Genomic DNA, 25,279 nt, shown 5'->3' on the forward strand with positions numbered 1-25,279 from the left:
AGCCTCTTAGCGGGTACCGCGACGGCTCATGAACGCCAGACGCTCAAGCAGTTGCACATCCTGTTCGTTCTTCACCAAGGCACCGGCCAGCGGCGGAATTGCCTTGGTCGGATCGCGTTCGCGCAGTACCGCTTCGCCGATGTTGTCGGCCATCAGCAGCTTCAGCCAGTCGACCAGTTCCGAGGTCGACGGCTTCTTCTTCAGGCCTGGCACCTTGCGCACGTCGAAGAACACGTCCAGCGCTTCGCTGACCAGATCCTTCTTGATGTCCGGGTAGTGCACGTCGACGATTTTCTGCAGGGTCGGGCGATCCGGGAAGGCGATGTAATGGAAGAAGCAGCGGCGCAGGAAGGCGTCCGGCAGCTCTTTTTCATTGTTGGAAGTAATGATGATGATCGGGCGCTTTTTGGCCTTGATGGTCTCGTCGATCTCGTAAACGTAGAACTCCATCTTGTCGAGTTCTTGCAGCAAGTCGTTCGGGAACTCGATGTCGGCCTTGTCGATTTCGTCGATCAGCAGAATGACCCGCTCTTCGGACTCGAACGCCTCCCAGAGCTTGCCCTTCTTCAGGTAGTTGCGCACGTCGTGGACTTTTTCATTGCCCAGTTGCGAGTCGCGCAGGCGGCTGACCGCATCGTACTCGTACAGACCTTGATGGGCCTTGGTGGTGGACTTGATGTGCCAGGTGATCAGCTTGGCGCCGAACGATTCGGCCAGTTGCTCGGCGAGCATGGTCTTGCCGGTGCCCGGTTCGCCCTTGACCAGCAGCGGCCGCTCCAGGGTGATGGCGGCGTTGACCGCCAGCTTCAGGTCATCGGTGGCGACGTAGGCCTGGGTGCCTTCGAACTTCATCTGCTAATCCTCGAACGGTAACGCCGACCTGACGGGCAGGGCGGGGGCGAAATAATCGGATGCCCGACTATAACGCGCAGGCCGGTCGACTGTGAACGCAGACGGCTTATTCAGTCTCTGAATGGGGCGTCACATGTTGACTCGGTCTCGGCCTGACGCCAGACAACACGGTTGTGGCGAGGGAATGGGTCTCCCATTTCAAAAACTAACCCGCATCCGGCTTGGGTCGCTCATACCGCGCATTGAATGCCTGCACGAAGCCATTGCGCAAAATCTGCAAGAACGCTTCGAACGCGCTGATGTTTTGCTGATGCACGTTGCCGCTGAGTTCGACCTTGGTGGCGAACTGGTTTTTCGCCTGATTCTTCAGCACGGTTTCAGTGCCGCCCACCAGCGCCTCCCAGACTGAGCGAAAGATGCTCTTGTTCTGGTTTTCCACGTCCTGCTGCCAGTTGAACACTTCAACGTCACGCAGCAACGGTTTGATGTAACCGTTGACCTGGGCTTTTTTGGCCTGGGCTTCGATGACCACGTCGCCGTGGCCGGCGTTGAAGTCGAACTTGCCGTAGGCCGAGGCGAAATCGTTCATGCTTTTGAGTTCGATGTCTTTGGCGCGCAGGCGGAACTCGAAGTCTTCGAAGTTGCTCAGCGGGTCGAAGGTGGCAGTGGTTTCCAGCGGTGCGTGGCCGAGCAACAGGGCTTTGCCTTCGAAGCGCGCATCGCGCTTGCCTTCTTTGTCGACGACGTTGGTCAGGTTGTAGATGCTCGCGTCGACGTTGGTGGCGTCCATGTTCACCGGCGGTTTGGAGTTGAAATTGCGGAAACTGATCTTGCCCTCATTGATCTGCACTTCGTCGAGGGTGATTGGCAATAACTTACCCAGTTGCGCGCGCCAATCGGTGCCTTGACCGGTCTGCGAGTTCTGCTTGTTGCCCCCACCATCGACGAAATTGACTTCAGGTTTAAAGAACTTCACCTGCGCAACCACGGCGTGGTCGTACCACAGCGAATGCCAGCTGACCGACAGATCGATCACGGGAGCATTGACGAACGGCACCGGCACCTTGCCGTCGACCTTGACGATTTTCAGTCCATTGATTGTGTAGGCGCCGCGCCACAGTGCCAGATCGACATCGGTGACTTGCCCACGGTAATCCCCCATGTTCGCCAGTTTGTCGTTGAGGTAGTCACGCACCATATAGGGCAGGGCGATGTGCAATGCGATCAGCAGCACGACGACTCCCGCGAGTGTCCACAACGGCCAACTGTAGCGACGCTTCATGGTGGTAATTCCCGAACGATGTAAGCGATTGACTGTTACCGGTTGCAGACGTTCGCCCCGACTGGACTGTGATGGGCAACAGGCATACCTTGGAGCGCTGAATTCACCGCTGCATAAGGATCCAGCCATGAGCCGCATTTTTGCTGACAACGCCCATTCCATCGGTAATACACCGTTGGTGCAGATCAACCGTATCGCGCCGCGTGGCGTTACCATTCTGGCCAAGATCGAGGGGCGCAATCCCGGTTATTCGGTCAAATGCCGGATCGGCGCCAACATGATCTGGGACGCCGAAAGCAGCGGTAAACTCAAGCCGGGGATGACCATCGTCGAGCCGACATCGGGCAATACCGGGATTGGTCTGGCCTTTGTCGCCGCCGCGCGCGGTTATAAATTGATGCTGACCATGCCGGCGTCGATGAGCATCGAGCGTCGTAAAGTCCTCAAGGCGCTGGGCGCCGAGCTGGTGCTGACCGAGCCGGCCAAGGGCATGAAGGGCGCAATCGAAAAGGCTGCCGAAATCGTCGCCAGCGATGGCGACAAATATTTCATGCCGGCGCAGTTCGATAATCCGGCCAACCCGGCCATTCACGAAAAAACCACGGGACCGGAAATCTGGAACGACACCGACGGCGCGGTCGACGTGCTGGTGGCGGGCGTCGGCACGGGTGGAACCATCACCGGTGTTTCGCGGTATATCAAGAATACGCAGGGCAAACCGATCCTGTCGGTGGCTGTGGAGCCGGTGTCATCTCCGGTGATCACCCAGGCGCTGGCGGGGCAGGAAATCAAGCCGAGTCCGCACAAGATTCAGGGCATCGGCGCCGGTTTTGTGCCGAAAAACCTTGATCTGTCGATGGTTGACCGGGTTGAGCAGGTCACGGACGAAGAATCCAAGGCCATGGCCCTGCGCCTGATGCAGGAAGAAGGGATTCTGTGCGGTATTTCTTGCGGTGCTGCGATGGCGGTCGCAGTGCGTTTGGCGCAGACCCCGGAAATGCAGGGCAAGACCATTGTGGTGATTCTGCCGGACTCTGGTGAGCGTTATCTATCGAGCATGCTCTTCAGTGATCTGTTTACCGAGCAGGAGAATCAGCAGTAAATCCATTTGATTCAGATCAGCCAGGGTTCAGGGTCGTCATGTTAACAAGTGCTTTGTTGCGCAATCCTTAACACTGAATCTTGGGTTGACCGGGTTTTGCCCGAGGCCGGGAGTGTTTATCATGGCCGGCTGCCATGCCGGGTGAATGGCATCGCGCAGCGTTGTCTTTATTCAAGGAGTTGTTGATGACCTTTTCGTTTGCCGCCAAGGCGTTTGTGCTGTTGCTGTTTCTGGGCAGCACGCTCTATGTGCATTTGCGCGGCAAGGCGCGTCTGCCGGTCCTGCGTCAGTTCGTCAACCACTCGGCGTTGTTCGCCCCCTACAACGCCTTGATGTACCTGTTTTCCGGCGTGCCGTCGAAACCCTATCTGGATCGCAGCAAATTTCCCGAACTGGATGTGCTGCGTGATAACTGGGAAACCATTCGGGACGAAGCGATGCACCTGTTTGACGAGGGTTACATTCGCGCCGCCGAAAAGAACAACGACGCGGGTTTCGGCTCGTTCTTCAAAAAAGGCTGGAAGCGTTTTTACCTCAAGTGGTACGACAAACCGCTGCCCTCGGCCGAAACCCTGTGCCCGAAAACCGTGGCGCTGGTCAGTGCAATTCCCAACGTCAAGGGCGCGATGTTTGCCCTGCTGCCGGGCGGCAGTCACCTCAACCCGCACCGGGACCCGTTCGCCGGCTCCCTGCGTTATCACCTTGGCCTATCGACGCCGAACTCCGACGACTGCCGGATTTTCGTCGACGGGCAGGTTTACGCCTGGCGTGACGGTGAGGATGTGATGTTCGACGAGACCTACGTGCACTGGGTCAAGAACGAAACCGAAAAGACCCGGGTGATCCTGTTCTGCGACGTCGAGCGTCCGCTGAGCAACCGCCTGATGACCCGTATCAACCGCTCGATCAGCGCCTGGCTGGGGCGAGCCACCGCACCGCAGAACCTCGACGACGAACGCGTCGGCGGGATCAATCAGGCTTACGCCTGGAGCAAGAGTTTCAGCGACAAATTCAGTGGTGTGGTCAAACAGTGGAAACGCCGCCATCCGAAAGCCTACCGCGTAATGCGACCGGTGCTGGCGGTGGTGGTGTTGACGTTATTGGGGTATTGGCTGTTTGGCTGAGGCTGGATGTTGTAATGAAAAAAACCGCTCCTTGTGAGCGGTTTTTTTGCCTGCGAGTCAGCGCCGTCCAGCGAGAACGTTGGGTTCGTCGTCGATGCCTGTAATCAGTAGCTGAAGAAAACGTTGCTGATTGGCTGATAGCATGGACGAGTTAAGCTTTTCGTCCGTTTTGATTGATCTTTTCCAGCAATCTCTCGCCAGCAAACGTGCGGATTTTCCCAAAACTCAAACGCACTAAGTGTTTTGGTATCGATAGGTTCAAAGCGTACTCTCGATAAGTTTTGTCCCGCGGGTAGCTGTAATTGAGCAGTGGCGAGACTTGCCTGCTTCCTGGCCTGCGACCGATACAACTGATACCGCAAATACGTCCGTTCCCTTGGCATGTGATTTCGAGCATTCCATGTCTCCCCATCGATAGATCTAGCCGTTACTCAGCAGCCTAATGAGCTCTCATCCATCTGTCGCTAGCGGCCCTTTGCCCAACTCATTGCAATCCATGTCCCACGCTGGTTATAGTCGGCGCTCGTGAATCTGGCGATTCACTTCCAAGTCCCTCAAAAAAGATCTGCCCCAATGCCTGCATCCCTCATCAACGCGGTAGTCGATTCAGCGGTCAACGCTGGCGTCGTGCCGTGCGGGAATCAGCAGCCCAAGCAGATCAGTCATTACCCCCCACCTGTCAGTAGCACGCCGGTGTGCGCATTCGTATCGCCGCCGGGCGTTGGCGTTTCGGGCTGATCGGCATTCGTTGCTGACCCCTGCGCCCGCCAGAAAAACCTACTGAATTTCAGCTTCGGCTGAGTTGGCTTCTTGCCTGACTACAGGTGGTATTCATGTTTGTCCTGTCGAAAAAATCCGCGCTCGCGGCGATGTCCACGAGCCTGTTCGTTCTGCTGTGGAGCAGCGGTGCGATCTTCTCCAAATGGGGCCTGGCCCACGCTTCGCCCTTTGCCTTTCTGCTGATCCGTTTTGTCATTGCCCTGTGCGGGTTGGTGTTGCTGGCGCCGTTGCTCAAGCTGAAGCTGCCCAAGGGCGGCAAGCCGATGCTGTATGCAATGGCTACGGGCGTGGTGTTGCTGGGGGCCTATCAGATTTTCTATCTGCTGGCGCTGAACACCAAGGTCACCCCGGGGGTGATGGCGACCCTCATGGGCGTTCAGCCGATTCTCACCGTGGTCTTGATGGAACGACAGCGTTCGGCGAGTCGCCTGTTCGGGCTGGCGCTGGGGCTGGCCGGGCTGATCATGGTGGTCTATCAGAGCATCGGTCTGGCCGGGATGTCGTGGGCCGGAATACTGTTTGGTTTGTTGGCGCTGGGGAGTATGACGGGCGGTTCGATCATGCAGAAGCGCATCACCGACAATCCCCTCGGCACGCTGCCGGTGCAATATCTGACCGGGCTGCTGCTGTGCGGGATCTTCGTGCCGTTCCAGCCGTTCCACTTCGAGCACAGCGCCGGTTTTATAGTGCCGGTGTTGTGGATGGGCCTGGTGGTGTCGGTGCTGGCGACGCTGTTGCTGTATCGCCTGATCGCGCAGGGCAATCTGGTGAATGTCACCAGCCTGTTCTATCTGGTGCCGGCGGTGACGGCGGTGCTGGATTACCTGATTTTCGGCAATCGTCTGGCGGCGTTGAGTGTGCTGGGCATGGCGTTGATCATTGTCGGATTGGCGTTTGTATTTCGTAAAACCCGTTAGCCGATAGAGGGGCGGTGAGTGTGCCGTCATCTTCGCGAGCAAGCCCGCTCCCACAGGGGATCGCATTCCCAATGTGGGAGCAGGCTTGCTCGCGAAGACTTGCTCAGCAACTCCGCAATCAGCGCGCTGACACCTCGGCGGGTTTCACCGTCGCAGGCTTCAACACCAGCCACAACGCCGCCGCAATCAGCACCCCGCCATACACATGCGCCATCGATAATGGCTCATCCAGCAGCAGCGCCCCCCACAACACGCCGAACGGCGGAATCATGAAGGTCACGGTCATCGATTTCACCGGACCAATGGCACTGAGCAAGCGGAAATAAATGATGTACGCAAACGCCGTGCACCCCAGGCCCAGACCGAGCAGCGACAGCCAGACACTCCAGCCGCCCCAACTGACCGGTGGCGCGGTGATTACGCTGTAGCCGAACAGCGGCAACAGGAACAACGTCGCCCCGAGCATACTGCCCAGTGCCGACAGGCGTGGGTCGAGACCGCCGGCCTGATCCAGCCAGCGCCGCGCGAGGAACCCGGCAAAACCGTAGCAAGTCGTTGCCAGGAGGCAGGCGAGGGCGCCCATCAGCAGTTGCAGATCGAACGCCACGGGACCGGCACGGGTCAGCACGCCAACGCCGAACAGGCCGAGAAACACGCCGCTGAACTTGGCGACAGTGAGTTTCTCACTGAAGAACAACGCGCCGATCAGCACGCCCATCAACGGTGTGGTGGCATTGAATATTGCCGAATAGCCGGCGGGCAGCACTTGCGCGGCGACTGAATAGAGCGTTGCCGGCAGCCCGGAATTGATCACGCCCAGCAGCATCACGGTTTTCAGTTTGCCTTTGAAATCCCGACTGATACGCATCAGCCCAAGAATCACCAGCAGCCCGGCGGCGGCGATCGATACGCGAAAAAACGCCGTCGGGATCGAGCCGATCACCGGCGCAATCACACGCATGAACAGAAAACTCGCGCCCCAGATGGCAGCCAGCGACAACATACGGAAAATATCGACAGGGCTCACGGCGGGTCTCCTTCCTTGATCGGGACGAGAGTGTTGCCGAGTGCCTTGTCGATGGCAACCGCTATTGGGGCATTGAACTGCGGGCTCAGATCACAAAACGCGTGACCAGCCCGTTGAGATCGACCGCCAGACGTGACAGTTCCTGGCTCGCGGCCGACGTCTGGGTGGCGCCGGCAGCGGTTTGCGTCGACAGATCGCGAATGGTCACCAGATTCTCATCAACCTCGCGAGCCACCAGTGCCTGTTGCTCGGCGGCACTGGCGATCACCAGATTGCGCTGATTGATCTGCGAAATCGATGCGGTGATTTTCTCCAGCGCCTGGCCGGCGCTGTTGGCCCGGCGCAGGGTCTGTCCAGCCTGCTCGGCACTGCTTTGCAGGGCGCCGACGGTGGCGCTGGTGCCTTGCTGGATACTGTTGATCATCAGCTCGATTTCTTCGGTGGAATTCTGCGTGCGTTGTGCCAGCGAACGCACCTCGTCGGCGACCACGGCAAACCCGCGTCCCGCCTCACCGGCGCGCGCCGCTTCAATCGCCGCGTTGAGCGCGAGCAGATTGGTTTGCCCGGCGATCCCGCGAATCACCTCCAGCACTTTGCTGATGTCCTGCGCCTGAGTGGCCAGGCCCTCGGCTTGCTCGGACGCACCGAGCACTGCGCTGACCAGTTCCTGAATCGAGCTGATGGTTTCACTGACCTGCACATGGCCGTGCTTGCTGTCTTCGTTCGACGCTTGGGACGCCTCGGCGCTGGAGACGGCGTTGGCTGCCACTTCGTCTACTGCCGTGCTCATTTCGGTGACTGCGGTAGCGGCCTGTTCGATCTGGTCGTTCTGCTGTTGCAGGCCACGGGTGCTTTGCTCCATGACCGAACTCATTTCTTCGGCGGCAGAGGCCAGTTGCTGCGCCGACTCACTGATCCCGCGAATGGTCGAGCGCAGATTGCCCTGCATGTCGGCCAATGCGTCGAGCAACTGCGCCGCTTCATCCTTGCCACTGCTGACGATCTGGCCACTGAGGTCGCCGGCAGCGATTCGCCGCGCCACGGTCAGCGCCTGATTGATCGGTGTGGTGATGCTGCGGGTCAATTGCCAGGCCAGCAGCAGGGTGGCGATCAGCGCGATGACGATGATCGTCCCGACGATCCACAGCGCCTGCTGATACATCGCTGCCGCAGACTTGGCGGCAGCGTCGGCGCCTTGCTGGTTGAGCGCGATCATTTGCTCAAGGGCCTTGTCGAGCACCGAGCCCTGGGGGGCCAGCTCGTTGTTCAGGCGTGCATAGGCCTGTTCACTTTGCCCGGCATCGATCAGGACGATGATCTGCTCGAGGAGGCCCATGTACCTGGCGATGTCGGCATTCAGGCTGACGAGCATCGCCGCTTCCTTATCGCTGGTGAGCAGGGTCTTGTGGTCGCCGAGACGCTTGAGCAATTCTTCGCGCTGCGCCTTGATGATGCTTTTGCTCCTGTCGCGCACCGCCGGCTGGGTACTGGTGATCAGGCGCAGGGATTCGAGGCGGATGGTGGCGATATTGGTCGCCGCATCGTGAATGCTCTCGATACTCGGCATCCACGACTCTTCAATCACCGCGGCGCTCTCGCGCAGGGTTTTCATCTGGCCCAGGCCGAACAGGCCGACCACCATTAGCAACCCGGCCAGCACGGCAAAACTCAAACTGGCGCGCAAACCGATGCGCAGGCTCCGGATAGACATCAATGTGCTCCTTGATCTTTGAGGGAGAGGTCGCCCTCGTGAGCGAGGATCTTGTTGTGAGGGGAGTGATGGCGGGCTGTATATCAAAGTGCCACTATTTTGGTAAGACCAATCTTGAATCGTTTCAGCAGACACTCGCAGCGGCATGCTTATTTCGTGACATCCGCGTCATAGAGCGCTGGCGCGGCGAATGGATCGCAGGCCTTGAAAAAACGCGGGCTGGCGCGGCGTTGGGGAGTGGACTTCTCAGGTGGTTTACTGACCGAACGGTCGATTAAAAAAACTTTGCAAATAACTGTGTCGCGTACAAGCCTGACGCAGATTTGGCAGAAATTGCGCTTCACCTGCATGCGTTTCCGTGACTAAGCTCAGGCACAGATTTCCACATGCACGCAGAGGTCTCATCTATGCCGCAGCAATGGCCAGCCACCGACATCGCCCGCATGATCCTCGATGGCTTTGACGATTACCGCGAGCATTTCCGCCGGATCACCGACGGTGCCCGGGAGCGTTTCGAGCAGGCGCGCTGGCAGGAAACGCAAACCGCCTCGGCAGCGCGAATCAATCTCTATGAAGAAAAAGTCGGCGAAACCATCGCCCGCCTGCGCGAGCATTTCGACGACGAAACGCTGATGAATGTCAGTTGCTGGCCGCTGGTGAAAAGCGCGTACATCAGCGTCATCGACCTGCGCTTCGACGATGAACTGTCCGAGACCTGGTACAACTCGATTTTCTGCGGGCTGTTCAGTCATGACCTGATCAGCGACGGCTGCATGTTCATCCACACCACGCGCCCGAGCCTGCGCCGCGCCAGGGCCGCGCAGACCCGCACCTACAAGCCGCAAGGGCAATTGTCGGGGATGCTCGCGAGCATTTTTGCCGACTATCGTTTCAGCGAGGATTACGCCGATTTGCCCGGCGATCTGCTGCGCCTCGAAGCGCAACTGCGGGAAAACCTGCCGGACTGGGTGTGCAAGGACCCGGAACTCAGCGTCGAGCTGTTTTCTTCGGTGCTTTACCGCAACAAGGGCGCGTACCTCGTCGGGCGCATCTACACCCGTGACGAGCAATGGCCGCTGGTGATTCCGCTGTTGCACCGCGAAGGGCGCGGGATTCAGATCGACGCGCTGATCACCGACGAAGCCGATGTGTCGATCATCTTCTCCTTCACCCGTTCGTACTTCATGGTCGACGTGCCGGTGCCGGCGGAGTTCATCGGCTTCCTGCGGCGCATCCTGCCGGGCAAGCACATTGCCGAGCTGTACACCTCGATCGGCTTCTACAAGCACGGCAAATCCGAGTTCTACCGGGCGCTGATCAATCATCTGGCCAATACCGACGACCAGTTCATCATGGCCCCCGGTGTGCGCGGCATGGTCATGAGCGTGTTTACCCTGCCGGGTTTCAACACGGTATTCAAAATCATCAAGGACCGGTTTTCGCCGTCGAAAAATGTCGACCGCGCGACGGTGATCGAGAAGTACCGACTGGTAAAAAGTGTCGACCGGGTCGGGCGCATGGCCGATACCCAGGAGTTCGCCGATTTCCGTTTTCCGCTGAGCAAGTTCGATCCGGCGTGTCTTGAAGAATTGCTCGATGTGGCGCCGTCGACGGTGTCGGTCGAGGGTGAAACGGTGCTGATCCGCCACTGCTGGACCGAGCGGCGAATGACTCCGCTCAACCTCTATCTGGAAAACGCCAACGACGCACAGGTGCGCGAGGCGCTGGAGGATTACGGCCTGGCGATCAAGCAATTGGCGGCGGCGAATATTTTTCCCGGCGACATGTTGCTGAAAAATTTCGGTGTCACCCGCCACGGGCGCGTGGTGTTCTATGACTACGACGAGATCTGTTTCCTGACTGAAGCCAACTTCCGCCATATCCCCGCACCGCGCACACCGGAGGACGAGATGGCCTCGGAACCGTGGTACTCGATCGGGCCGCTGGATGTGTTTCCGGAAGAGTTTCCGCCGTTCCTGTTTGCTGATTCGGCGCAACGCAAACTGTTCGATCAACTGCATGGCGAGCTGTACAACGCCGATTACTGGAAGGGTTTGCAGGAAGCGATTCGCGCGGGGAAGGTCATCGACGTGTTCCCGTATCGGCGCAAGGGCCTGGATAACGAATAACTGCAGCTAAAAGTACCAAGCTGCAAGCTACAAGTGAGAAGCCGCTTTGAACTTGCGGCTTGTAGCTTGCCGCTTGTAGCTGCTTTTCTGCGACAATCGGCCCCCTGCATAAACAGACGACCGAATTGCGTACCCGATGACCGACGAATCACCTTCCATCGACAAACTGCTGAAAAACCTCGACCACGCCATGCTCGCCGACCGCCATCGGCTGCGGCGGCAGTTGCTTGAGCTACGCAAGAAACCTGACGAGGCCAAAATGGCCCAGTGGGTCGCGCGCATGCAGGCATCCTGTGATCAGGTGCTGGCCCGCAAAGCCAGTCTGCCGGTGATTCGTTACGACGATAGTTTGCCGATTGCCGCCAAGCGCGACGAAATCAAAAAAGCGCTGGAGCAGCACCAGGTCCTGATCATTGCCGGCGAAACCGGCTCGGGTAAAACCACCCAGCTGCCGAAGATCTGCCTGGAAATCGGTCGCGGGCAGCACGGTCTGATCGGTCATACCCAGCCGCGTCGAATCGCTGCCCGCAGCGTCGCCAGTCGGGTCGCCGAAGAACTCGGCACGCCGCTCGGTTCGCTGGTCGGCTACCAGGTACGTTTCGAGGATCAGAGTGATTCCAACACCCTGATCAAGCTGATGACCGACGGCATCCTGCTGGCGGAAACCCAGAACGACCGCTACCTCGAACGCTACGACACGATCATCGTCGACGAAGCCCACGAACGCAGCCTCAACATCGACTTCCTGCTCGGCTACCTCAAAACCCTGCTGCCGCGTCGCCCGGACCTGAAGGTCATCATCACCTCGGCGACCATCGATCTGGAGCGTTTCTCCAGGCATTTCGATGATGCGCCGATTGTCGAGGTATCCGGTCGCACCTTCCCGGTGGACACCTGGTATCGCCCGTTGACCCTGGAACAGGACGAGGAGGGCAACCGCGTCGAGGATGACCTGACGGTGGATCAAGCGATCCTCGCCACCCTCGACGAAATCGCAGCTTATGAGCGCAGTGAACGCCGCAGTCCGGGAGACGTGCTGGTATTCCTGCCTGGCGAGCGCGAGATTCGTGACGCTGCCGACATGCTGCGCAAGGCCCAACTCAAACACACTGAAATCCTGCCGCTGTATGCGCGCCTGTCGCCGGCCGAACAGCAGCGGATTTTCCAGTCGCACCCGGGTCGCCGTGTGGTGCTGGCGACCAACGTCGCCGAGACTTCGCTGACCGTGCCGGGCATCCGCTACGTGATCGACAGCGGCACCGCGCGCATCAGCCGTTACAGCTATCGCGCCAAGGTCCAGCGTCTGCCCATCGAAGCGATTTCCCAGGCCAGCGCCAACCAGCGTAAAGGTCGCTGCGGCCGGGTCGAGCCGGGTATCTGTATCCGGTTGTACAGCGAAGAGGATTTTAACGGGCGCCCGGAATTCACCGACCCGGAGATTCTGCGCACCAACCTCGCCGCCGTTATCTTGCAGATGCTGCATTTGCGCCTTGGCGAGATCACTGCATTCCCGTTCATCGAGCCGCCGGACGGCAAGGCGATCAGCGACGGTTTCAACCTGCTGCAAGAACTCTCGGCGGTGGATCGCAATAGCCAGTTGACGCCCATCGGTCGACAACTGGCGCGCTTGCCGGTCGACCCGCGCATGGGCCGCATGCTGCTCGAAGCGGCCAGGCTCGGCAGCTTGCAGGAGGTGCTGATCGTCGCCAGCGCGATGTCGGTTCAGGACCCGCGCGAGCGCCCACCGGAGCGCCAGCAAGCGGCTGATCAGGCCCACGCGCAATGGAAGGACGTCGATTCCGACTTCGCCGGCCTGGTCAATCTGTGGCGCGGCTTTGAAGAGCAGCGCCAGGCGCTGACCGCCAGCCCGCTGCGCAACTGGTGCCGGAAGAATTTCCTCAACTATCTGCGCCTGCGCGAGTGGCGCGATTCCCATCGCCAATTGAGCCTGATCTGCCGCGACATGCAACTGAGCCTGAACAAGGAGCCGGCGGATTATCCGAAACTGCACAAAGCAGTGCTGGTCGGCCTGCTCAGCCAGATCGGCCAGAAAACCGAGGACGGCGATTACCTTGGCGCCCGTCAGCGGCGCTTCTGGATTCACCCGTCGTCGGGCATCGGCAAGAAGCGTCCGCAGTGGCTGATGACCGCCGAACTGGTGGAAACCACCAAGCTTTACGCGCGCATGGTCGCCAAGATCGACGCCGACTGGATCGAACCGCTGGCCGGGCACCTGATCAAGAAAAACCACTTCGAACCGCACTGGGAGAAGAAGCGCGGCCAGGTCGTGGCTTACGAGCAGATCACCCTGTTCGGGCTGATCGTGGTCGGTCGCCGTCCGGTGCATTACGGCCCGGTTGATCCGGTGGTGTCCCGTGAGCTGTTCATCCGCGAAGCTCTGGTGCGCGGCGAGATTCAGTCCAGAGCCAAATGCCTCACCGCGAACCAACAACTGCTCGAACAGCTCGATGAACTGGAAGCCAAGGCCCGTCGACGCGACATTCTTGCCGACGAAGAAACCCTGTACGCGTTCTACGATGCGCGCTTGCCGGCGGAGATTCACCAGACCGCAACCTTCGACAGTTGGTACCGCATCAACAGCCAGAAGAACCCGCAACTGTTGATCATGCGCGAAGAAGACGTGCTCGCCCGCGAGGCCAGTGAAGTCACCGCGCGCGATTACCCGGATACCCTGCACATCGGCGATCTGGAACTGGCGCTGAGCTATCACTTCGAACCCAATCACCCGCGCGACGGCGTGACCCTGCGCGTGCCCGCGCCGCTGTTGCCGATGCTGCCGCCGGAGCGCCTGGAATGGCTGGTGCCGGGGCTGATCGAGGCCAAGTGCATCGCCCTTGTGCGCAACTTGCCGAAAGCGCTGCGCAAGAACTTCGTGCCGGTGCCGGACTTCATCAAAGCCGCGCTGCAACGCATGACCTTCGCCGAAGGTTCATTGCCGCAAGCGCTGGGTCGCGAGCTGCTGCGCATGACCGGTGCGCGGGTCAGCGATGAGGCGTGGGGGGAGGCTGAGCAGGGCGTCGAAGGTCATCTGCGGATGAACCTCGAGATCGTCGACGGCCAGGGCAAATTCCTGGGTGAAGGCCGCGATCTGGCCGAACTGACCGCGCGGTTTGCCGAGGCCAGTCAAGCGGCGTTGGCGGTGCCGCAAAGTGCGAAAAGCCAGCAGCCGGTGGAGGCCAAGGTGTTTGCGCCGGTGGCACAAAAGACACAACAGAAGATCGCCGGACTGTCGATGACGGTCTATCCGGCGCTGGTCGAAGAGGGCGGCACGGTCAAGGAGGGGCGCTTCTCGACACCGGCCGAGGCCGAGTTCCAGCATCGCCGCGCGTTGCAGCGGCTGTTGATGCAGCAACTGGCCGAGCCGGCCAAATTCCTGCGCAGCAAGTTGCCGGGGCAGACTGAACTGGGCCTGCTCTATCGCGAGTTGGGCCGCGTCGATGCATTGGTCGAAGACATTTTGCTGGCCAGTCTCGACAGCTGCATTCTTGAAGGCGAAGACCCGTTGCCCCGTGACGGCGCCGGGTTGGCGGCACTGGCTGAGCGCAAACGCGGCAGCTGGACCGAGCATGCCGAACGCGTGGCGCGGTTGACCCTGGAAATTCTCAAGCTGTGGCACGGTTTGCAGAAGCGCTTCAAGGGCAAGATCGATCTGGCCCAAGCCGTGGCTTTGAACGACATCAAGCAGCAGATCAACAATCTGGTTTATCCGGGGTTTGTTCGGGAAACGCCGATGCCATGGCTCAAGGAACTGCCGCGTTACCTGAAAGCGGTCGAACAGCGATTCGAGAAACTCGGCGCGCAGGTGCAAAAGGATCGCGTCTGGAGCGGCGAACTCGCCGGGCTCTGGGCGCAATACCAGGCGCGCGCGGCCAAACATGCCCAGGAAGGCAAACGTGATCCGCAGCTGGAGTTGTATCGCTGGTGGCTGGAGGAGTACCGGGTTTCGCTGTTCGCCCAGCAGTTGGGCACGAAAGCGCCGATTTCCGACAAACGCCTGAACAAGCAGTGGAGTCAGGTCGAGCCCTGATCTGCAGCCATACACAATCCCACAAGGGGGAGGTGTTGTTCTTTAGAAAGGCGCCAAAAGTCCACGTTTATGGCAAACTTCGCGACCATAAACGCCGGTTTCGCGACCCAGAGCCTTTGGTCGGGTCGCGCGACGGAATAAAGCGATGCCAGGTTTGCGTCCCCCTGATGGGAATAGACCCTTTGTGTGTTGGTACGACGGTTCCAGCACTTTCTGCCTGAACAGATTAGAGAAACGACCATGCATAACGTCGTCATCAGCGGCACCGGCCTGTACACCCCGGCCAACAGCATCTCCAACGAAGAGCTGGTGCAGTCTTTCAATACCTATGTCGCGCAGTTCAACGCGGACAACGCCGACGCCATCGCCAGCGGCGAAGTCCAGGCCCTGACCGAATCCAGCGCAGCCTTCATCGAAAAAGCCTCGGGCATCAAGAGCCGCTTTGTCATGGACAAGGACGGCATCCTCGATCCACAACGCATGGCACCGCGCCTGCCGGAGCGCTCCAACGACGAATGGTCGGTACTCTGCCAGATGGCTATCGGCGCTGCCGAACAGGCCCTGCAGCGTGCGGGCAAAACCGCCGCCGACATCGACGGCGTGATCGTTGCCTGCTCCAACCTGCAGCGCGCCTACCCGGCCATCGCCATCGAAGTCCAGGAAGCCCTGGGCATTCAAGGCTTCGGTTTCGACATGAACGTCGCCTGCTCCTCGGCGACCTTCGGCATTCAGGCCGCCGCCAACAGCGTGCAACTGGGACAGGCCCGGGCGATCCTGATGGTCAACCCGGAAGTTTGCACCGGTCACCTGAACTTCCGCGACCGCGACAGCCACTTTATCTTCGGTGATGCCGCCACGGCAGTGATCATCGAGCGCGCCGATCTGGCAACGTCCGCGCACCAGTTCGACGTGGTCAGCACCAAACTGCTGACCAAGTTCTCCAACAACATCCGCAACAACTTCGGCTTCCTCAACCGCGCGGCGGAAGAGGGCATTGGTGCCCGCGACAAGCTGTTCGTGCAGGAAGGCCGCAAGGTGTTCAAGGATGTTTGCCCGATGGTCGCCGAGCTGATCGGTGAGCATCTGCAAGAGAACCAGTTGAATGTTGGCGATGTTAAGCGCTTCTGGCTGCATCAGGCCAACCTGAGCATGAACCACCTGATCGTGCGCAAGCTGCTGGGCCGCGAAGCCACTGAAGAAGAAGCCCCGGTGATTCTCGACACCTATGCCAACACCAGCTCCGCCGGTTCCGTGATTGCCTTCCACAAATACCAGGACGATCTGGCTGCCGGTTCGCTGGCCGTGCTGAGTTCGTTCGGCGCCGGTTATTCGATTGGCAGCGTGATTTTGCGTAAACGTTGATCGCGTTCTGGAAGATCGCAGCCTTCGGCAGCGCCTGCACTGATCCCTGCAGGCACCGCCGCAGGCTGCGATCTTTTGCTTTCAGAGAGGTAATGCATGGCCGCAACTGACGACACCCAACTGCTCGAACGCCTGCTGGCCGGTGAGCAGAAGGCTTTCAAGGAACTGGTCAGCACCTACCAGAGCGCCATGCGCGCCGTGGCTTATGCGATTGTCGGTCAGCGTCACGTCGAAGAAGTGGTGCAGGACGCCTGGCTTTCCGTGGTTCGCCACCTCGGCAGCTTCGAGGGACGTTCCAGTCTCAAGACCTGGCTGCTGACCATCACCGCCAACTCGGCGAAAAGTCGCTACAAGCAGAATCGCCGCGAAGTGTTGATGGATGACCTGCCGTCGCCCCACGGCAGTATCGATGACGACCGCTTTTCCTCCGGTGATGGCCATTGGCTGATCGCACCATTCGCCTGGCACCAGGACACTCCCGAAGCGTTGCTCACCGAGGGAGAACTGCGTGACTGCCTGGAGCACACCTTGCTCAGCCTCTCGGAGCTGCAAAGCAGTGTTTTGCTGCTGCGCGAACGTCAGGGGCTGGAGCTGGAGGAAATCTGTAATCTTCTGGAGATCTCGCTCTCCAATGTCCGTGTGCTGCTGCATCGTGCGCGGCTGAAAGTCTTCGCCACCGTGGAGCATTTTGAGGAGACCGGGGAATGCTGACCTGTAAAGAGCAAGTGGCGCGCTCCAGCGATTATCTCGATGGCCAGTTGAGCTTTCGGGAAAAGCTGATGGTGCGGCATCACTTGATGTTCTGCCCCAATTGCCGACGGTTTATGCGCCAGATGAAACTGATGCAGGCAACGTTGAAGGCCATGCCGGAGAAACCGGAGGAGGGTGTGGACGCCCTGGCCGAGCGTTTGGCCGAGCAACGCCGTGAAGACCGCTCTTTGTAGACGCAGCCTCGTTTCACTCGACAGCTGCTGCAAAGGGAATAGCACGGTGCGGATGGAGCGAACGGATGATGGGGATCGTCCCGCCCGCACCGGGCTAAAGGGTGAAGCGTTTTAGAACTTCGCTTCTGCGTCCAGTTGAAGGGTGTTGGTGTCGGCATCACGCTGAGTACGGCTGGAGAAATCCGCCTTGGTCAGGAAGTACGTGGCGCCAATGGCAAAGTTCTTGTCGATGTCGTAACCGACCTTGAACTTGTGGCCACGGGAACCGGTGGTGCCGTTGGCGAAGTCGGAGTCGGTGAAGGCGCCGACCACGGCGTTACGCTGCACGTCGCGGTAGTTGTAATCGAGGTTCAGGCCGAAGACTTTCGACTTGGCGCCGACCAGCCACGCGGTGTCCTGATCGGTCACGGCATCGTTGTTCTTCACGTACTGACCGTAGAACGACAGGGGCATTGGCAGACCGCCGATGTCGACCTGGCTGAACCCTTCATACAGACGGAATTCGTTGTTGGCCGAGTTGCCGTTGACCGCCAGCGCGCACGGTGTCGAAGTTCCGGTGCAACGGCTGTCTTCGTCGTTCTGATAGGCGTAGACGCTGCCGCCCAGAGTCAGTTTCAGGTTGTCGGTAATGTTGAAGCGGCTACCCAACTGGCCGGCCGTCAGACGCAGGTCATGACGAAATTGCACGCCATCGCCGTCGACGTTGTCCTTGAGGTTGTAGTTACCCAGGCTGCCGAACAGTTCGGCGCTGCTGCCCAGTGGGTATTTGTAGGTCACGGCCAGACCTTCCGGGTTGATGTCGCCGTCCCAGATCACGTCGCCCATGCTGACCCACGGCTGAAGCATTTTGCCGCCGATGATGTGCAGGTTCTTGATCTGGTCAGGGTGGTAGTCGATGTAGCCCAGATCCAGCCAGATCTGCTTCTTGTCGAAGTAGTTGTCCTGGTCCTGGTTGGTCGAACGGGCATCGTCGCCGCCGCCGGTGGCGATACGGATGCCGGTATCGACTTGCGGGTTGATCTCGGTGTAGGCACCCAGACGGGCACGGATGCGCTGGCGATCCTTGTCGCGGCCGCCGTTGTTCGGTTCGCCGTCGATCTTGATGGTTTCCTGGCGGATACGGACATCGCCCTTGAACTGGGTCTTGGCGGCCCAGGCAAGTTTCTGGTCGAAGACGCTTTGCTCGTTGGTTTTCTTTGCAACGGCGGCGACTTGTTCGTTGGTCTCTTGCTGCGCCTGCTGCGCGATTTGCTGAGCCTTCTGATCCTTGGCCAGTTCAGTTTGCAGTTCTATGTACTGCGCCTGGGAAATCGAACCGTTAGCCTTGAGCATGTCGAGCAGTTTGGCGTCGACTGCAGCACTGGCCGGAACGCTCATGGCCAGTAACAGGCCACCGCACAGGGCCGCCGCAGTTTTCGTGGAAGCAAGACGCATAGCAATCTCCGAAGATGAGAGGGGATGGCTGAACCATCCTGGGCACAACCGACGGTTGAAGGTCGGAAAACAGTGTCCGGGTTAGAACCCGGCGCTCTAAAAACAGGCGCCAGTATCGCGATGCTTTATGACAGAGCGGTGGCACAGTGATGGCAGGTTGATGACGATGCAGAAAACCCCTGAACTATTGATCTAGAGCGCTGTCGCCCGATGAGTCGTGTGCAATGCGCGGCGATAGGGGATACTCGCGAGGCGTTGATGCCCGGATGTGGAGAACCAGTTGATGCCGTTGAAATGCCTGCAAAACCTGTCAGAAATTGCCCCGTCGGTGTGGGACGCGCTGGTGCCGGAGAGTCAGCCGTTTCTGCGCCATGCGTTTCTGAGTGCGCTGGAAGACAGTGGCAGCGTTGGCCCGCACACCGGCTGGCAAGCGGAGCATTTGCTGCACATCGAAGAGGATCGGCTGATCGCCGCGCTGCCCGCTTATCGCAAGTGGCATTCCTATGGCGAGTACGTCTTCGATCATGGCTGGGCCGACGCCTGTGCCCGTGCCGGCATCGAGTATTACCCCAAGCTGTTGGCTGCCGTGCCCTTCAGTCCGGTCGGCGGCCCACGGCTGTTGGCGGCGAATGTCGAAGAGGGTTTCGAGCTGCTCAAAAGCCTGCCGGGCTATCTGGAGATCGAAGGGCTTTCCAGCGCCCACATCAACTTTACTGACCCCTTCACTGACGCTGCGATGGCCGAACAGCCGGGCTGGCTGCAACGCATTGGCTGTCAGTACCACTGGCAGAATCGCGGTTACCGCGACTTTCAGGATTTCCTCGACGCACTCAGTTCGCGCAAACGCAAACAGATGCGCAAGGAGCGCGAGCAAGTGGCGGGGCAGGGCTTTGAATTCGAGTGGCTGGAGGGGCGTGAAATCAACGAGGCACAGTGGGATTTCGTCTACGCCTGCTACGCCAACACCTACGCCGTGCGCCGGCAAGCGCCGTATCTGACGCGGGAATTTTTCAGCCTGTTGGCCGAGCGCATGCCGCAAGCGATCCGTGTGGTGCTGGCGCGACAGGGCTCACGTCCGGTGGCGATGGCGTTCAGTCTGGTGGGTGGCGACAGTTTCTATGGCCGTTACTGGGGATGTCTGGCCGAATTTGACCGGCTGCACTTCGAAACCTGTTTTTATCAGGGCATGGACTATGCGATTGCACAGGGTTTGCAGCGGTTCGACGCCGGCGCCCAAGGCGAGCACAAGCTGATTCGCGGGTTTGAACCCGTGATCACCCATTCGTGGCATTACCTGCGCCATCCGGGGCTGAATGCGGCGGTGAAGGACTTCCTGAAGCAGGAGCGCGCCGGCGTCCTCGCTTATGCCGAAGAGGCGAAAACAGCCTTGCCTTACCGCCAGGCCTAGATCCCTGTGGGGGGTTGTGTTTGCCTTGGTTAGTCTTCTTTGCCCAGCCAGCGATAAACCCCGCCGCCGAGTACCGCGCCAATCAACGGCGCCACCCAGAACATCCACAACTGCGCGATCGCCCAGCCGCCGACCATCAACGCTGGGCCCGTACTGCGCGCCGGGTTGACCGAGGTGTTGGTGACAGGTATGGAGATCAGATGGATCAGGGTCAGGCCCAGGCCAATGGCAATCGGTGCCAGCCCCGGTGGCGCGCGCCTGTCGGTGGCACCGAGGATGATGATCACAAACATTGCGGTCATGACCACTTCACAGACAAACCCGGCCGCCATCGAATACTTGCCCGGCGAATGCTCGCCGTAGCCATTGGAGGCCAGTCCATTGGCGACTTCGAAGCCCTCCTTGCCGCTGCCGATGTAGACGATCAATGCCGCCGCGATGATCGCACCAAGCACCTGGGCGATGATGTAGGCGGGCAACTCTCTGGCCGGAAACCGACCGCCGACGAACAGACCGACCGACACGGCCGGATTGAGATGACATCCGCTGATGTGGCCGATGGCGAACGCCATCGTCAGCACCGTCAGACCAAACGCCAGGGCCACTCCCAGCACCCCGATACCCAGTGGCGAAGACGCGGCGATCACTGCACTGCCACACCCTCCCAGCACCAGCCAGAACGTACCCAACAACTCGGTGACTGAACGTTTGAACAGAGACATGAGAAGAGTCCTTGATAGCGCTGCTATCGAGACTGCATCAGGTAGTGCATCCCTGCAGACTTGTGACAGGTTCCGTGCCGGAACCTTTGGCTGAGTACAGCAGGATTTTTGCAGATTTCCAGCGGCCAGAAAAAACCGCCAGAGCCCGTGGTTAGCGGGCTCTGGCGGAGTTGTGGGCTGTCGCATGGCCATTGTGGGAGCGGTGTGTCAGTCGATTCCGACAAACCCTCCGGTCTGGTGCGCCCACAGTCGTGCATACAAGCCGCGATGGGCGAGCAGTTCGGCGTGGGTGCCGCTCTCGGCGATCTTGCCGTTTTCCAGCACCACCAGGCGATCCATGCGGGCGATGGTCGAGAGGCGGTGAGCGATGGCGATCACGGTTTTGCCCTGCATCAGGGTTTCCAGGCTCTCCTGAATCGCTGCCTCGACTTCCGAGTCCAGCGCCGAGGTGGCTTCGTCCATGATCAGGATGGGCGCGTCCTTGAGCAGTACCCGGGCAATTGCGATGCGCTGGCGCTGACCGCCAGACAGTTTCACCCCGCGTTCACCGACGTGCGCGTCGAAACCGGTACGGCCCTCGGCGTCCGACAGCAGCGGAATGAATTCATCCGCGCGGGCCTTGTGCACCGCATCCCAGAGCTCGGCGTCGGTCGCATCCGGTTTGCCGTACAGCAAGTTGTCGCGGATCGAACGGTGCAGCAGCGAGGTGTCCTGAGTGATCATGCCGATCCGCGCACGCAGGCTTTCCTGGCCGACTTCGGCGATGTTCTGGCCGTCGATGAGGATGCGTCCGCCCTCGACGTCATACAGGCGCAGCAGCAGGTTGACCAAGGTTGATTTGCCGGCGCCGGACGGCCCGATCAAACCGATTTTTTCCCCCGGTCTGATGTTCAGGTTGAGGTCGCCGATGATGCCTTTCTTCTTGCCGTAGTGAAAATCCACATGCTCGAAACGCACTTCACCACGGGAGACTTCCAGCGGTTTGGCCTGTTCCTGATCGGTGACGCTGACCGGTTGCGCGATGGTCTGCAAACCGTCCTGGACCATGCCGATGTTTTCGAAAATGCCGGTGACTACCCACATGATCCAGCCGGACATGTTGACGATGCGGATCACCAGGCCGGTGGCCAGGGCAATCGCGCCGACGCTGATCAGCGATTGCGTCCACAACCACAAGGCCAGACCGGTGGTGCTGACGATCAGCAAGCCGTTCATGGTGGTGATGGCGATGTCCATGCTGGTCACGACACGGCCCGCCAGTTGGGCTTTTTCGGTCTGTTCTTCGATGGCTTCGCGGGCGTATTGCTGTTCGAAGTTGGTGTGGGCAAACAGTTTCAGGGTGGCGATGTTGGTGTAGCCGTCGACGATCCGCCCCATCAGTTTGGAGCGTGCATCGGAGGACACCACCGAGCGTTCCTTGACCCGTGGCACGAAATAGTAGAGTGCGCCGATGTAGGCGGCGATCCACGTCAGCAGCGGGATCATCAGGCGCCAGTCGGCTTCGGCGAACAGCACCAGCGAGCTGATTGCATAGATCAGCACATGCCACAACGCATCCACTGCTTGCACGGCGGAGTCACGCAGCGAGTTGCCGGTCTGCATGATGCGCTGGGCAATACGTCCGGCGAAGTCGTTCTGGAAGAAATTCAGGCTCTGCTTGAGCACGTAGCTGTGGTTCTGCCAGCGAATCAGGCTGGTCATGCTCGGGCTCAGGGTCTGATGCACCAGCAAGTCGTGCAGGCCGACGAACACCGGGCGCAGGATCAGCGCGACCACGGCCATCCAGGCCAACTCCAGGCCGTGTTCCTGAAAGAAATTCGGGTCAGGCGCGCCTTGGGCGAGGTCGATGATGCGACTGAGGTAGCTGAACAATGCCACTTCGATCAAGGCGCCGAACAATCCGACGGTGAGCAGGGCGGCAAAACTCGGCCAGACCTGCTTGAGGTAATAGGTGTAGAAGGGCAGCACGCGATCCGGCGGGGATGCCGTGGGAGCGTCGCGGAACACGTCGATCAGTTGTTCGAAACGGCGATAGAGCATCAGATAACCACCCGGAGTACGGGCTCTCCTTTTATCAGTGTGAGCGGCACGGGGTCAGCCCGGTGCCGCTCGATACGCCCTGTACGACTTAGTCGATGACTTTGGCCGATTTGATGATCACAGGGTCGACAGGCACGTTTTGCATGCCGCTTTTAGTGGTGGTTTGCGAATTGACGATGATGTCGACCACGTCCATGCCCTTGACCACTTTGGCGAACACGGCGTAACCGGCGTCACGGCCCGGATCGAGGAACGCATTGTCAGCCACGTTGATGAAGAACTGGCTGGTGGCCGAATCAGGGTTGGAGGTGCGCGCCATCGACAGGGTGCCGCGAACGTTGTGCAGGCCATTGCTGGCTTCGTTCTTGATCGGTGCCTTGGTTTCTTTCTGTTGCATTTGCTGGGTGAAGCCGCCGCCCTGGGCCATGAAGCCCGGGATCACGCGGTGGAAAATCGTGTTGTTGTAGAAGCCGCTGTTGACGTATTCGAGAAAGTTTTTGGTACTGATCGGCGCTTTGACCGGGTCCAGTTCGATTTCGATCTGACCGTTGGTGGTGTCCAGCAGCACGTGAGGTGCTTTGGTCGGCGTGGCTGCCATCAGGTTGGCGGCGAACAGTACGGTACCAGCGGCGAGGGCGAGTTTTTTCAGCATGGGTCAGTGATCCTGAGATTGATTTTCGGCTGTGGCGAGGAACTCCAGCAGCGTTTGATTGAAGCGTTCGGGTTGATCGAGCGGTGTGGCGTGGCGGGAGTCGGTGATCACCACCAACCGCGCATTCGGCAGCAGTTTTACATAGGTTTCTTTCACCGCGACCGGTGTGTAGTCACGGTCGGCGCTGATGACGAGCGTTGGACAGATCACCCGGGAAAGTCGTTCCTGCACCCCCCAGCCAACGATTGCATCGAAGCTGGCGAGATAAGCACGTTTGTCGTTTTTTGCCCAGCGTTCGGCCATTTTCTGCCGCAGATCGGCCTGCTCCGGTTTCGGAAACAGTTTGCCACCCAGGGCTTTGCCGATGCTGGCGAGGCTGAGCACGCGCATCAGGCTCCAGCGTTTGAACCATTGCCAATAATCATCGCGGCTGCGCAATTTGACCGCAGGCGCGCTGTTGACGATGGTCAGGCTTTTGAGCAGATCCGGCTGATCGACGCCCAACTGGAAGCCGATCATGCCGCCCATCGACAGCCCGACGTAATGCACCGGGCCGAGGTTCAAATGCTCGATCAGCGCCACGACATCGGCACTGAAACCGGCGATGCTGTAGCGCTCGCGGGGTTTGTCGGAGCGCCCGTGACCACGGATGTCCGGGACGATCACCCGATAATGCGCCGCCAGTGCCGGGATCTGCAGTTCCCAGTCCAGCGTGCTTGAACCCAACCCGTGAACCAGCAGCAACGGGGTGCCGTGGCCATATTCCTCATAGTGCAGATTGCAACCTTCATGCTCGAAATAGGCCATCGGTGAACTCCGTGTCAGGCTTGTTCAGGGGCGGCGAACGGCGCGTCCAGCGGCAGGGTGTCGAAGGTACGCAGCAATTCGATGAGGATTTGCGTCGCCGGGCCCAGGGGTTTGTCCTTGTTCGAGTACAGGTAGAAGCTCGGGTTGCGGCTGCCGCCCTGATCCAACGGTAGCAGCTTGAGCGAGCCTTCCTTCAATTCGCGCTCGATCATGTGCCGGGGCAGCCAGGCAAAGCCCAGGCCATTGCCGACGAAGGTCGCGGCGGTGGCAAGGCTGCCGACCGTCCAGCGTTGTTCGGCACCGAGCCAGCCGACGTCCCGTGGTTGCTGGCGACCGGAGTCGCGGATCACCACTTGCATCTGGGTTTCCAGATCCTGGAAGCTCAGTTCCCGATTGAGACGATGCAGCGAGTGTTCAGGGTGGGCGACGGCGACGAACTCGACATCACACAATTCTGCGCCGAGGTAGCCGGGGATGCTGAAACCGGTGATCGCCAGATCGGCGACGCCTTCGAGCAGCACTTCTTCCACGCCCGACAGCACTTCCTCGCGCAGTCGTACCCGGCAGCCACGGCTTTGCGGCATGAACGCGGTCAACGCGCGGACAAGGCGCGCCGTCGGGTAGGCGGCATCCACCACCAATCGCACCTCGGCCTCCCAGCCTTGCTCCATGTGGTGAGCGAGGTCTTCCAGCTGGCTGGCCTGTTTCACCAGTTGTCGCGAACGACGCAGCAGCACACCGCCGGCTTCGGTGAGCACCGCTTTGCGTCCGTCGATGCGCAGCAGCGGCACGCCGAGCTGGTCCTGCATACGGGCGACGGTGTAGCTCACCGACGATTGCGAACGGTGCAAGACCTCGGCGGCCTGGGCGAATCCGCCGTGGTCGACCACGGCCTGCAATGTTCGCCATTGATCAAGGGTCACGCGGGGCGCTTTCAT

At 59.8% G+C, this 25,279-nt stretch carries 20 protein-coding genes; 10 read left to right on the plus strand and 10 right to left on the minus strand.

Annotated elements, in window-relative coordinates; translation table 11 throughout:
- Window positions 1–6: 6 nt before the first annotated feature.
- On the minus strand, window positions 7–852 hold the full coding sequence (locus AACY19_RS20700; RefSeq protein WP_180699195.1) for an AAA family ATPase: 846 nt from the start codon (window positions 850–852) through the stop codon (window positions 7–9).
- Window positions 853–1,057: 205 nt separating this feature from the next.
- The gene (locus AACY19_RS20705; protein WP_339453467.1) at window positions 1,058–2,134 is read right to left on the minus strand and encodes a DUF748 domain-containing protein; all 1,077 of its coding nucleotides are present in this window, start codon (window positions 2,132–2,134) and stop codon (window positions 1,058–1,060) included.
- Between the two features lie 127 nt (window positions 2,135–2,261).
- On the opposite strand from AACY19_RS20705, the gene cysK reads away from it, so the two are divergent.
- The 4 genes from cysK (at window position 2,262) to AACY19_RS20725 (ending at window position 6,057) form a co-directional block, all read left to right on the plus strand.
- The gene (gene cysK / locus AACY19_RS20710) at window positions 2,262–3,236 is read left to right on the plus strand and encodes a cysteine synthase A (protein ID WP_339453469.1); all 975 of its coding nucleotides are present in this window, start codon (window positions 2,262–2,264) and stop codon (window positions 3,234–3,236) included.
- A gap of 185 nt (window positions 3,237–3,421) precedes the next feature.
- The gene (locus AACY19_RS20715; RefSeq protein ID WP_220558283.1) at window positions 3,422–4,360 is read left to right on the plus strand and encodes an aspartyl/asparaginyl beta-hydroxylase domain-containing protein; all 939 of its coding nucleotides are present in this window, start codon (window positions 3,422–3,424) and stop codon (window positions 4,358–4,360) included.
- 573 nt (window positions 4,361–4,933) lie between these two features.
- Window positions 4,934–5,098, plus strand: coding sequence for a hypothetical protein (locus AACY19_RS20720; RefSeq protein WP_339453473.1), 165 nt, complete (start codon window positions 4,934–4,936; stop codon window positions 5,096–5,098).
- 95 nt (window positions 5,099–5,193) lie between these two features.
- Window positions 5,194–6,057: a DMT family transporter gene (locus AACY19_RS20725; protein ID WP_339453475.1), complete on the plus strand. Its 864-nt coding sequence runs from the start codon at window positions 5,194–5,196 to the stop codon at window positions 6,055–6,057.
- Window positions 6,058–6,175: 118 nt separating this feature from the next.
- On the opposite strand, the gene AACY19_RS20730 is transcribed toward AACY19_RS20725, so the two are convergent.
- Both AACY19_RS20730 and AACY19_RS20735 read right to left on the minus strand, forming a co-directional pair.
- Complete coding sequence (locus tag AACY19_RS20730) at window positions 6,176–7,084, minus strand: DMT family transporter (RefSeq protein ID WP_339453477.1); 909 nt, start codon at window positions 7,082–7,084, stop codon at window positions 6,176–6,178.
- Window positions 7,085–7,169: 85 nt separating this feature from the next.
- On the minus strand, window positions 7,170–8,942 hold the full coding sequence (locus AACY19_RS20735; RefSeq protein WP_445262318.1) for a methyl-accepting chemotaxis protein: 1,773 nt from the start codon (window positions 8,940–8,942) through the stop codon (window positions 7,170–7,172).
- Window positions 8,943–9,202: 260 nt separating this feature from the next.
- Between AACY19_RS20735 and aceK the strand changes: the two genes are divergently transcribed.
- The 5 genes from aceK (at window position 9,203) to AACY19_RS20760 (ending at window position 17,278) form a co-directional block, all read left to right on the plus strand.
- Window positions 9,203–10,924, plus strand: coding sequence for a bifunctional isocitrate dehydrogenase kinase/phosphatase (gene aceK, locus AACY19_RS20740; RefSeq protein ID WP_339453545.1), 1,722 nt, complete (start codon window positions 9,203–9,205; stop codon window positions 10,922–10,924).
- Between the two features lie 136 nt (window positions 10,925–11,060).
- Window positions 11,061–14,972: an ATP-dependent RNA helicase HrpA gene (gene hrpA / locus AACY19_RS20745; protein WP_339453481.1), complete on the plus strand. Its 3,912-nt coding sequence runs from the start codon at window positions 11,061–11,063 to the stop codon at window positions 14,970–14,972.
- Window positions 14,973–15,212: 240 nt separating this feature from the next.
- Window positions 15,213–16,334: a beta-ketoacyl-ACP synthase III gene (locus tag AACY19_RS20750; RefSeq protein WP_339453483.1), complete on the plus strand. Its 1,122-nt coding sequence runs from the start codon at window positions 15,213–15,215 to the stop codon at window positions 16,332–16,334.
- 96 nt (window positions 16,335–16,430) lie between these two features.
- Window positions 16,431–17,045, plus strand: coding sequence for an RNA polymerase sigma factor (locus tag AACY19_RS20755; RefSeq protein WP_339453485.1), 615 nt, complete (start codon window positions 16,431–16,433; stop codon window positions 17,043–17,045).
- Window positions 17,039–17,278, plus strand: a complete 240-nt coding sequence (locus AACY19_RS20760; protein WP_339453487.1) for an anti-sigma factor family protein — start codon at window positions 17,039–17,041, stop codon at window positions 17,276–17,278. The genes AACY19_RS20755 and AACY19_RS20760 overlap by 7 nt, the downstream gene beginning before the upstream one ends.
- 111 nt (window positions 17,279–17,389) lie before the next feature.
- Here AACY19_RS20760 and AACY19_RS20765 read toward each other — a convergent pair whose 3' ends face one another.
- A complete protein-coding gene (locus AACY19_RS20765; protein ID WP_339453489.1) occupies window positions 17,390–18,712 on the minus strand; it encodes a putative porin in 1,323 nt (440 codons plus the stop codon).
- A gap of 283 nt (window positions 18,713–18,995) precedes the next feature.
- On the opposite strand from AACY19_RS20765, the gene AACY19_RS20770 reads away from it, so the two are divergent.
- Window positions 18,996–20,120 carry a GNAT family N-acetyltransferase gene (locus tag AACY19_RS20770; RefSeq protein WP_339453491.1) on the plus strand — a complete coding sequence of 375 codons (1,125 nt, stop codon included), beginning with the start codon at window positions 18,996–18,998 and terminating at the stop codon, window positions 20,118–20,120.
- Between the two features lie 29 nt (window positions 20,121–20,149).
- Here the strand turns inward: AACY19_RS20770 and aqpZ are convergent, their stop codons facing one another.
- The 5 genes from aqpZ to AACY19_RS20795 all read right to left on the minus strand — a co-directional run bounded on the left by aqpZ (window position 20,150) and on the right by AACY19_RS20795 (window position 25,279).
- The gene (gene aqpZ, locus AACY19_RS20775) at window positions 20,150–20,842 is read right to left on the minus strand and encodes an aquaporin Z (RefSeq protein ID WP_339453493.1); all 693 of its coding nucleotides are present in this window, start codon (window positions 20,840–20,842) and stop codon (window positions 20,150–20,152) included.
- A gap of 207 nt (window positions 20,843–21,049) precedes the next feature.
- Window positions 21,050–22,882 (minus strand): ABC transporter ATP-binding protein, encoded by a 1,833-nt coding sequence (locus AACY19_RS20780; RefSeq protein ID WP_339453495.1) that lies wholly within the window; start codon window positions 22,880–22,882, stop codon window positions 21,050–21,052.
- 88 nt (window positions 22,883–22,970) lie between these two features.
- Window positions 22,971–23,534 carry a peptidylprolyl isomerase gene (locus AACY19_RS20785; RefSeq protein ID WP_339453497.1) on the minus strand — a complete coding sequence of 188 codons (564 nt, stop codon included), beginning with the start codon at window positions 23,532–23,534 and terminating at the stop codon, window positions 22,971–22,973.
- 3 nt (window positions 23,535–23,537) lie between these two features.
- Window positions 23,538–24,341, minus strand: a complete 804-nt coding sequence (locus tag AACY19_RS20790) for an alpha/beta fold hydrolase (RefSeq protein ID WP_339453499.1) — start codon at window positions 24,339–24,341, stop codon at window positions 23,538–23,540.
- 14 nt (window positions 24,342–24,355) lie between these two features.
- Entirely contained in the window at window positions 24,356–25,279 is a 924-nt protein-coding gene (locus AACY19_RS20795) for a LysR family transcriptional regulator (RefSeq protein WP_339453500.1), read from the minus strand.

This window comes from Pseudomonas sp. EA_5y_Pfl2_R50 (genome assembly GCF_963970475.1).
GTDB lineage: Bacteria > Pseudomonadota > Gammaproteobacteria > Pseudomonadales > Pseudomonadaceae > Aquipseudomonas.

Coding starts and splice junctions, on each gene's coding strand:
- AACY19_RS20700 (WP_180699195.1), bottom strand. CDS start 852: ATGAAGTTCGAAGGCACCCAGGCCTACGTCGCCACCGATGACCTGAAG.
- AACY19_RS20705 (WP_339453467.1), bottom strand. CDS start 2,134: ATGAAGCGTCGCTACAGTTGGCCGTTGTGGACACTCGCGGGAGTCGTC.
- cysK (WP_339453469.1), top strand. CDS start 2,262: ATGAGCCGCATTTTTGCTGACAACGCCCATTCCATCGGTAATACACCG.
- AACY19_RS20715 (WP_220558283.1), top strand. CDS start 3,422: ATGACCTTTTCGTTTGCCGCCAAGGCGTTTGTGCTGTTGCTGTTTCTG.
- AACY19_RS20720 (WP_339453473.1), top strand. CDS start 4,934: ATGCCTGCATCCCTCATCAACGCGGTAGTCGATTCAGCGGTCAACGCT.
- AACY19_RS20725 (WP_339453475.1), top strand. CDS start 5,194: ATGTTTGTCCTGTCGAAAAAATCCGCGCTCGCGGCGATGTCCACGAGC.
- AACY19_RS20735 (WP_445262318.1), bottom strand. CDS start 8,942: ATGCCGCTGCGAGTGTCTGCTGAAACGATTCAAGATTGGTCTTACCAA.
- aceK (WP_339453545.1), top strand. CDS start 9,203: ATGCCGCAGCAATGGCCAGCCACCGACATCGCCCGCATGATCCTCGAT.
- hrpA (WP_339453481.1), top strand. CDS start 11,061: ATGACCGACGAATCACCTTCCATCGACAAACTGCTGAAAAACCTCGAC.
- AACY19_RS20750 (WP_339453483.1), top strand. CDS start 15,213: ATGCATAACGTCGTCATCAGCGGCACCGGCCTGTACACCCCGGCCAAC.
- AACY19_RS20755 (WP_339453485.1), top strand. CDS start 16,431: ATGGCCGCAACTGACGACACCCAACTGCTCGAACGCCTGCTGGCCGGT.
- AACY19_RS20760 (WP_339453487.1), top strand. CDS start 17,039: ATGCTGACCTGTAAAGAGCAAGTGGCGCGCTCCAGCGATTATCTCGAT.
- AACY19_RS20765 (WP_339453489.1), bottom strand. CDS start 18,712: ATGCGTCTTGCTTCCACGAAAACTGCGGCGGCCCTGTGCGGTGGCCTG.
- AACY19_RS20770 (WP_339453491.1), top strand. CDS start 18,996: ATGCCGTTGAAATGCCTGCAAAACCTGTCAGAAATTGCCCCGTCGGTG.
- aqpZ (WP_339453493.1), bottom strand. CDS start 20,842: ATGTCTCTGTTCAAACGTTCAGTCACCGAGTTGTTGGGTACGTTCTGG.
- AACY19_RS20780 (WP_339453495.1), bottom strand. CDS start 22,882: ATGCTCTATCGCCGTTTCGAACAACTGATCGACGTGTTCCGCGACGCT.
- AACY19_RS20785 (WP_339453497.1), bottom strand. CDS start 23,534: ATGCTGAAAAAACTCGCCCTCGCCGCTGGTACCGTACTGTTCGCCGCC.
- AACY19_RS20790 (WP_339453499.1), bottom strand. CDS start 24,341: ATGGCCTATTTCGAGCATGAAGGTTGCAATCTGCACTATGAGGAATAT.
- AACY19_RS20795 (WP_339453500.1), bottom strand. CDS start 25,279: ATGAAAGCGCCCCGCGTGACCCTTGATCAATGGCGAACATTGCAGGCC.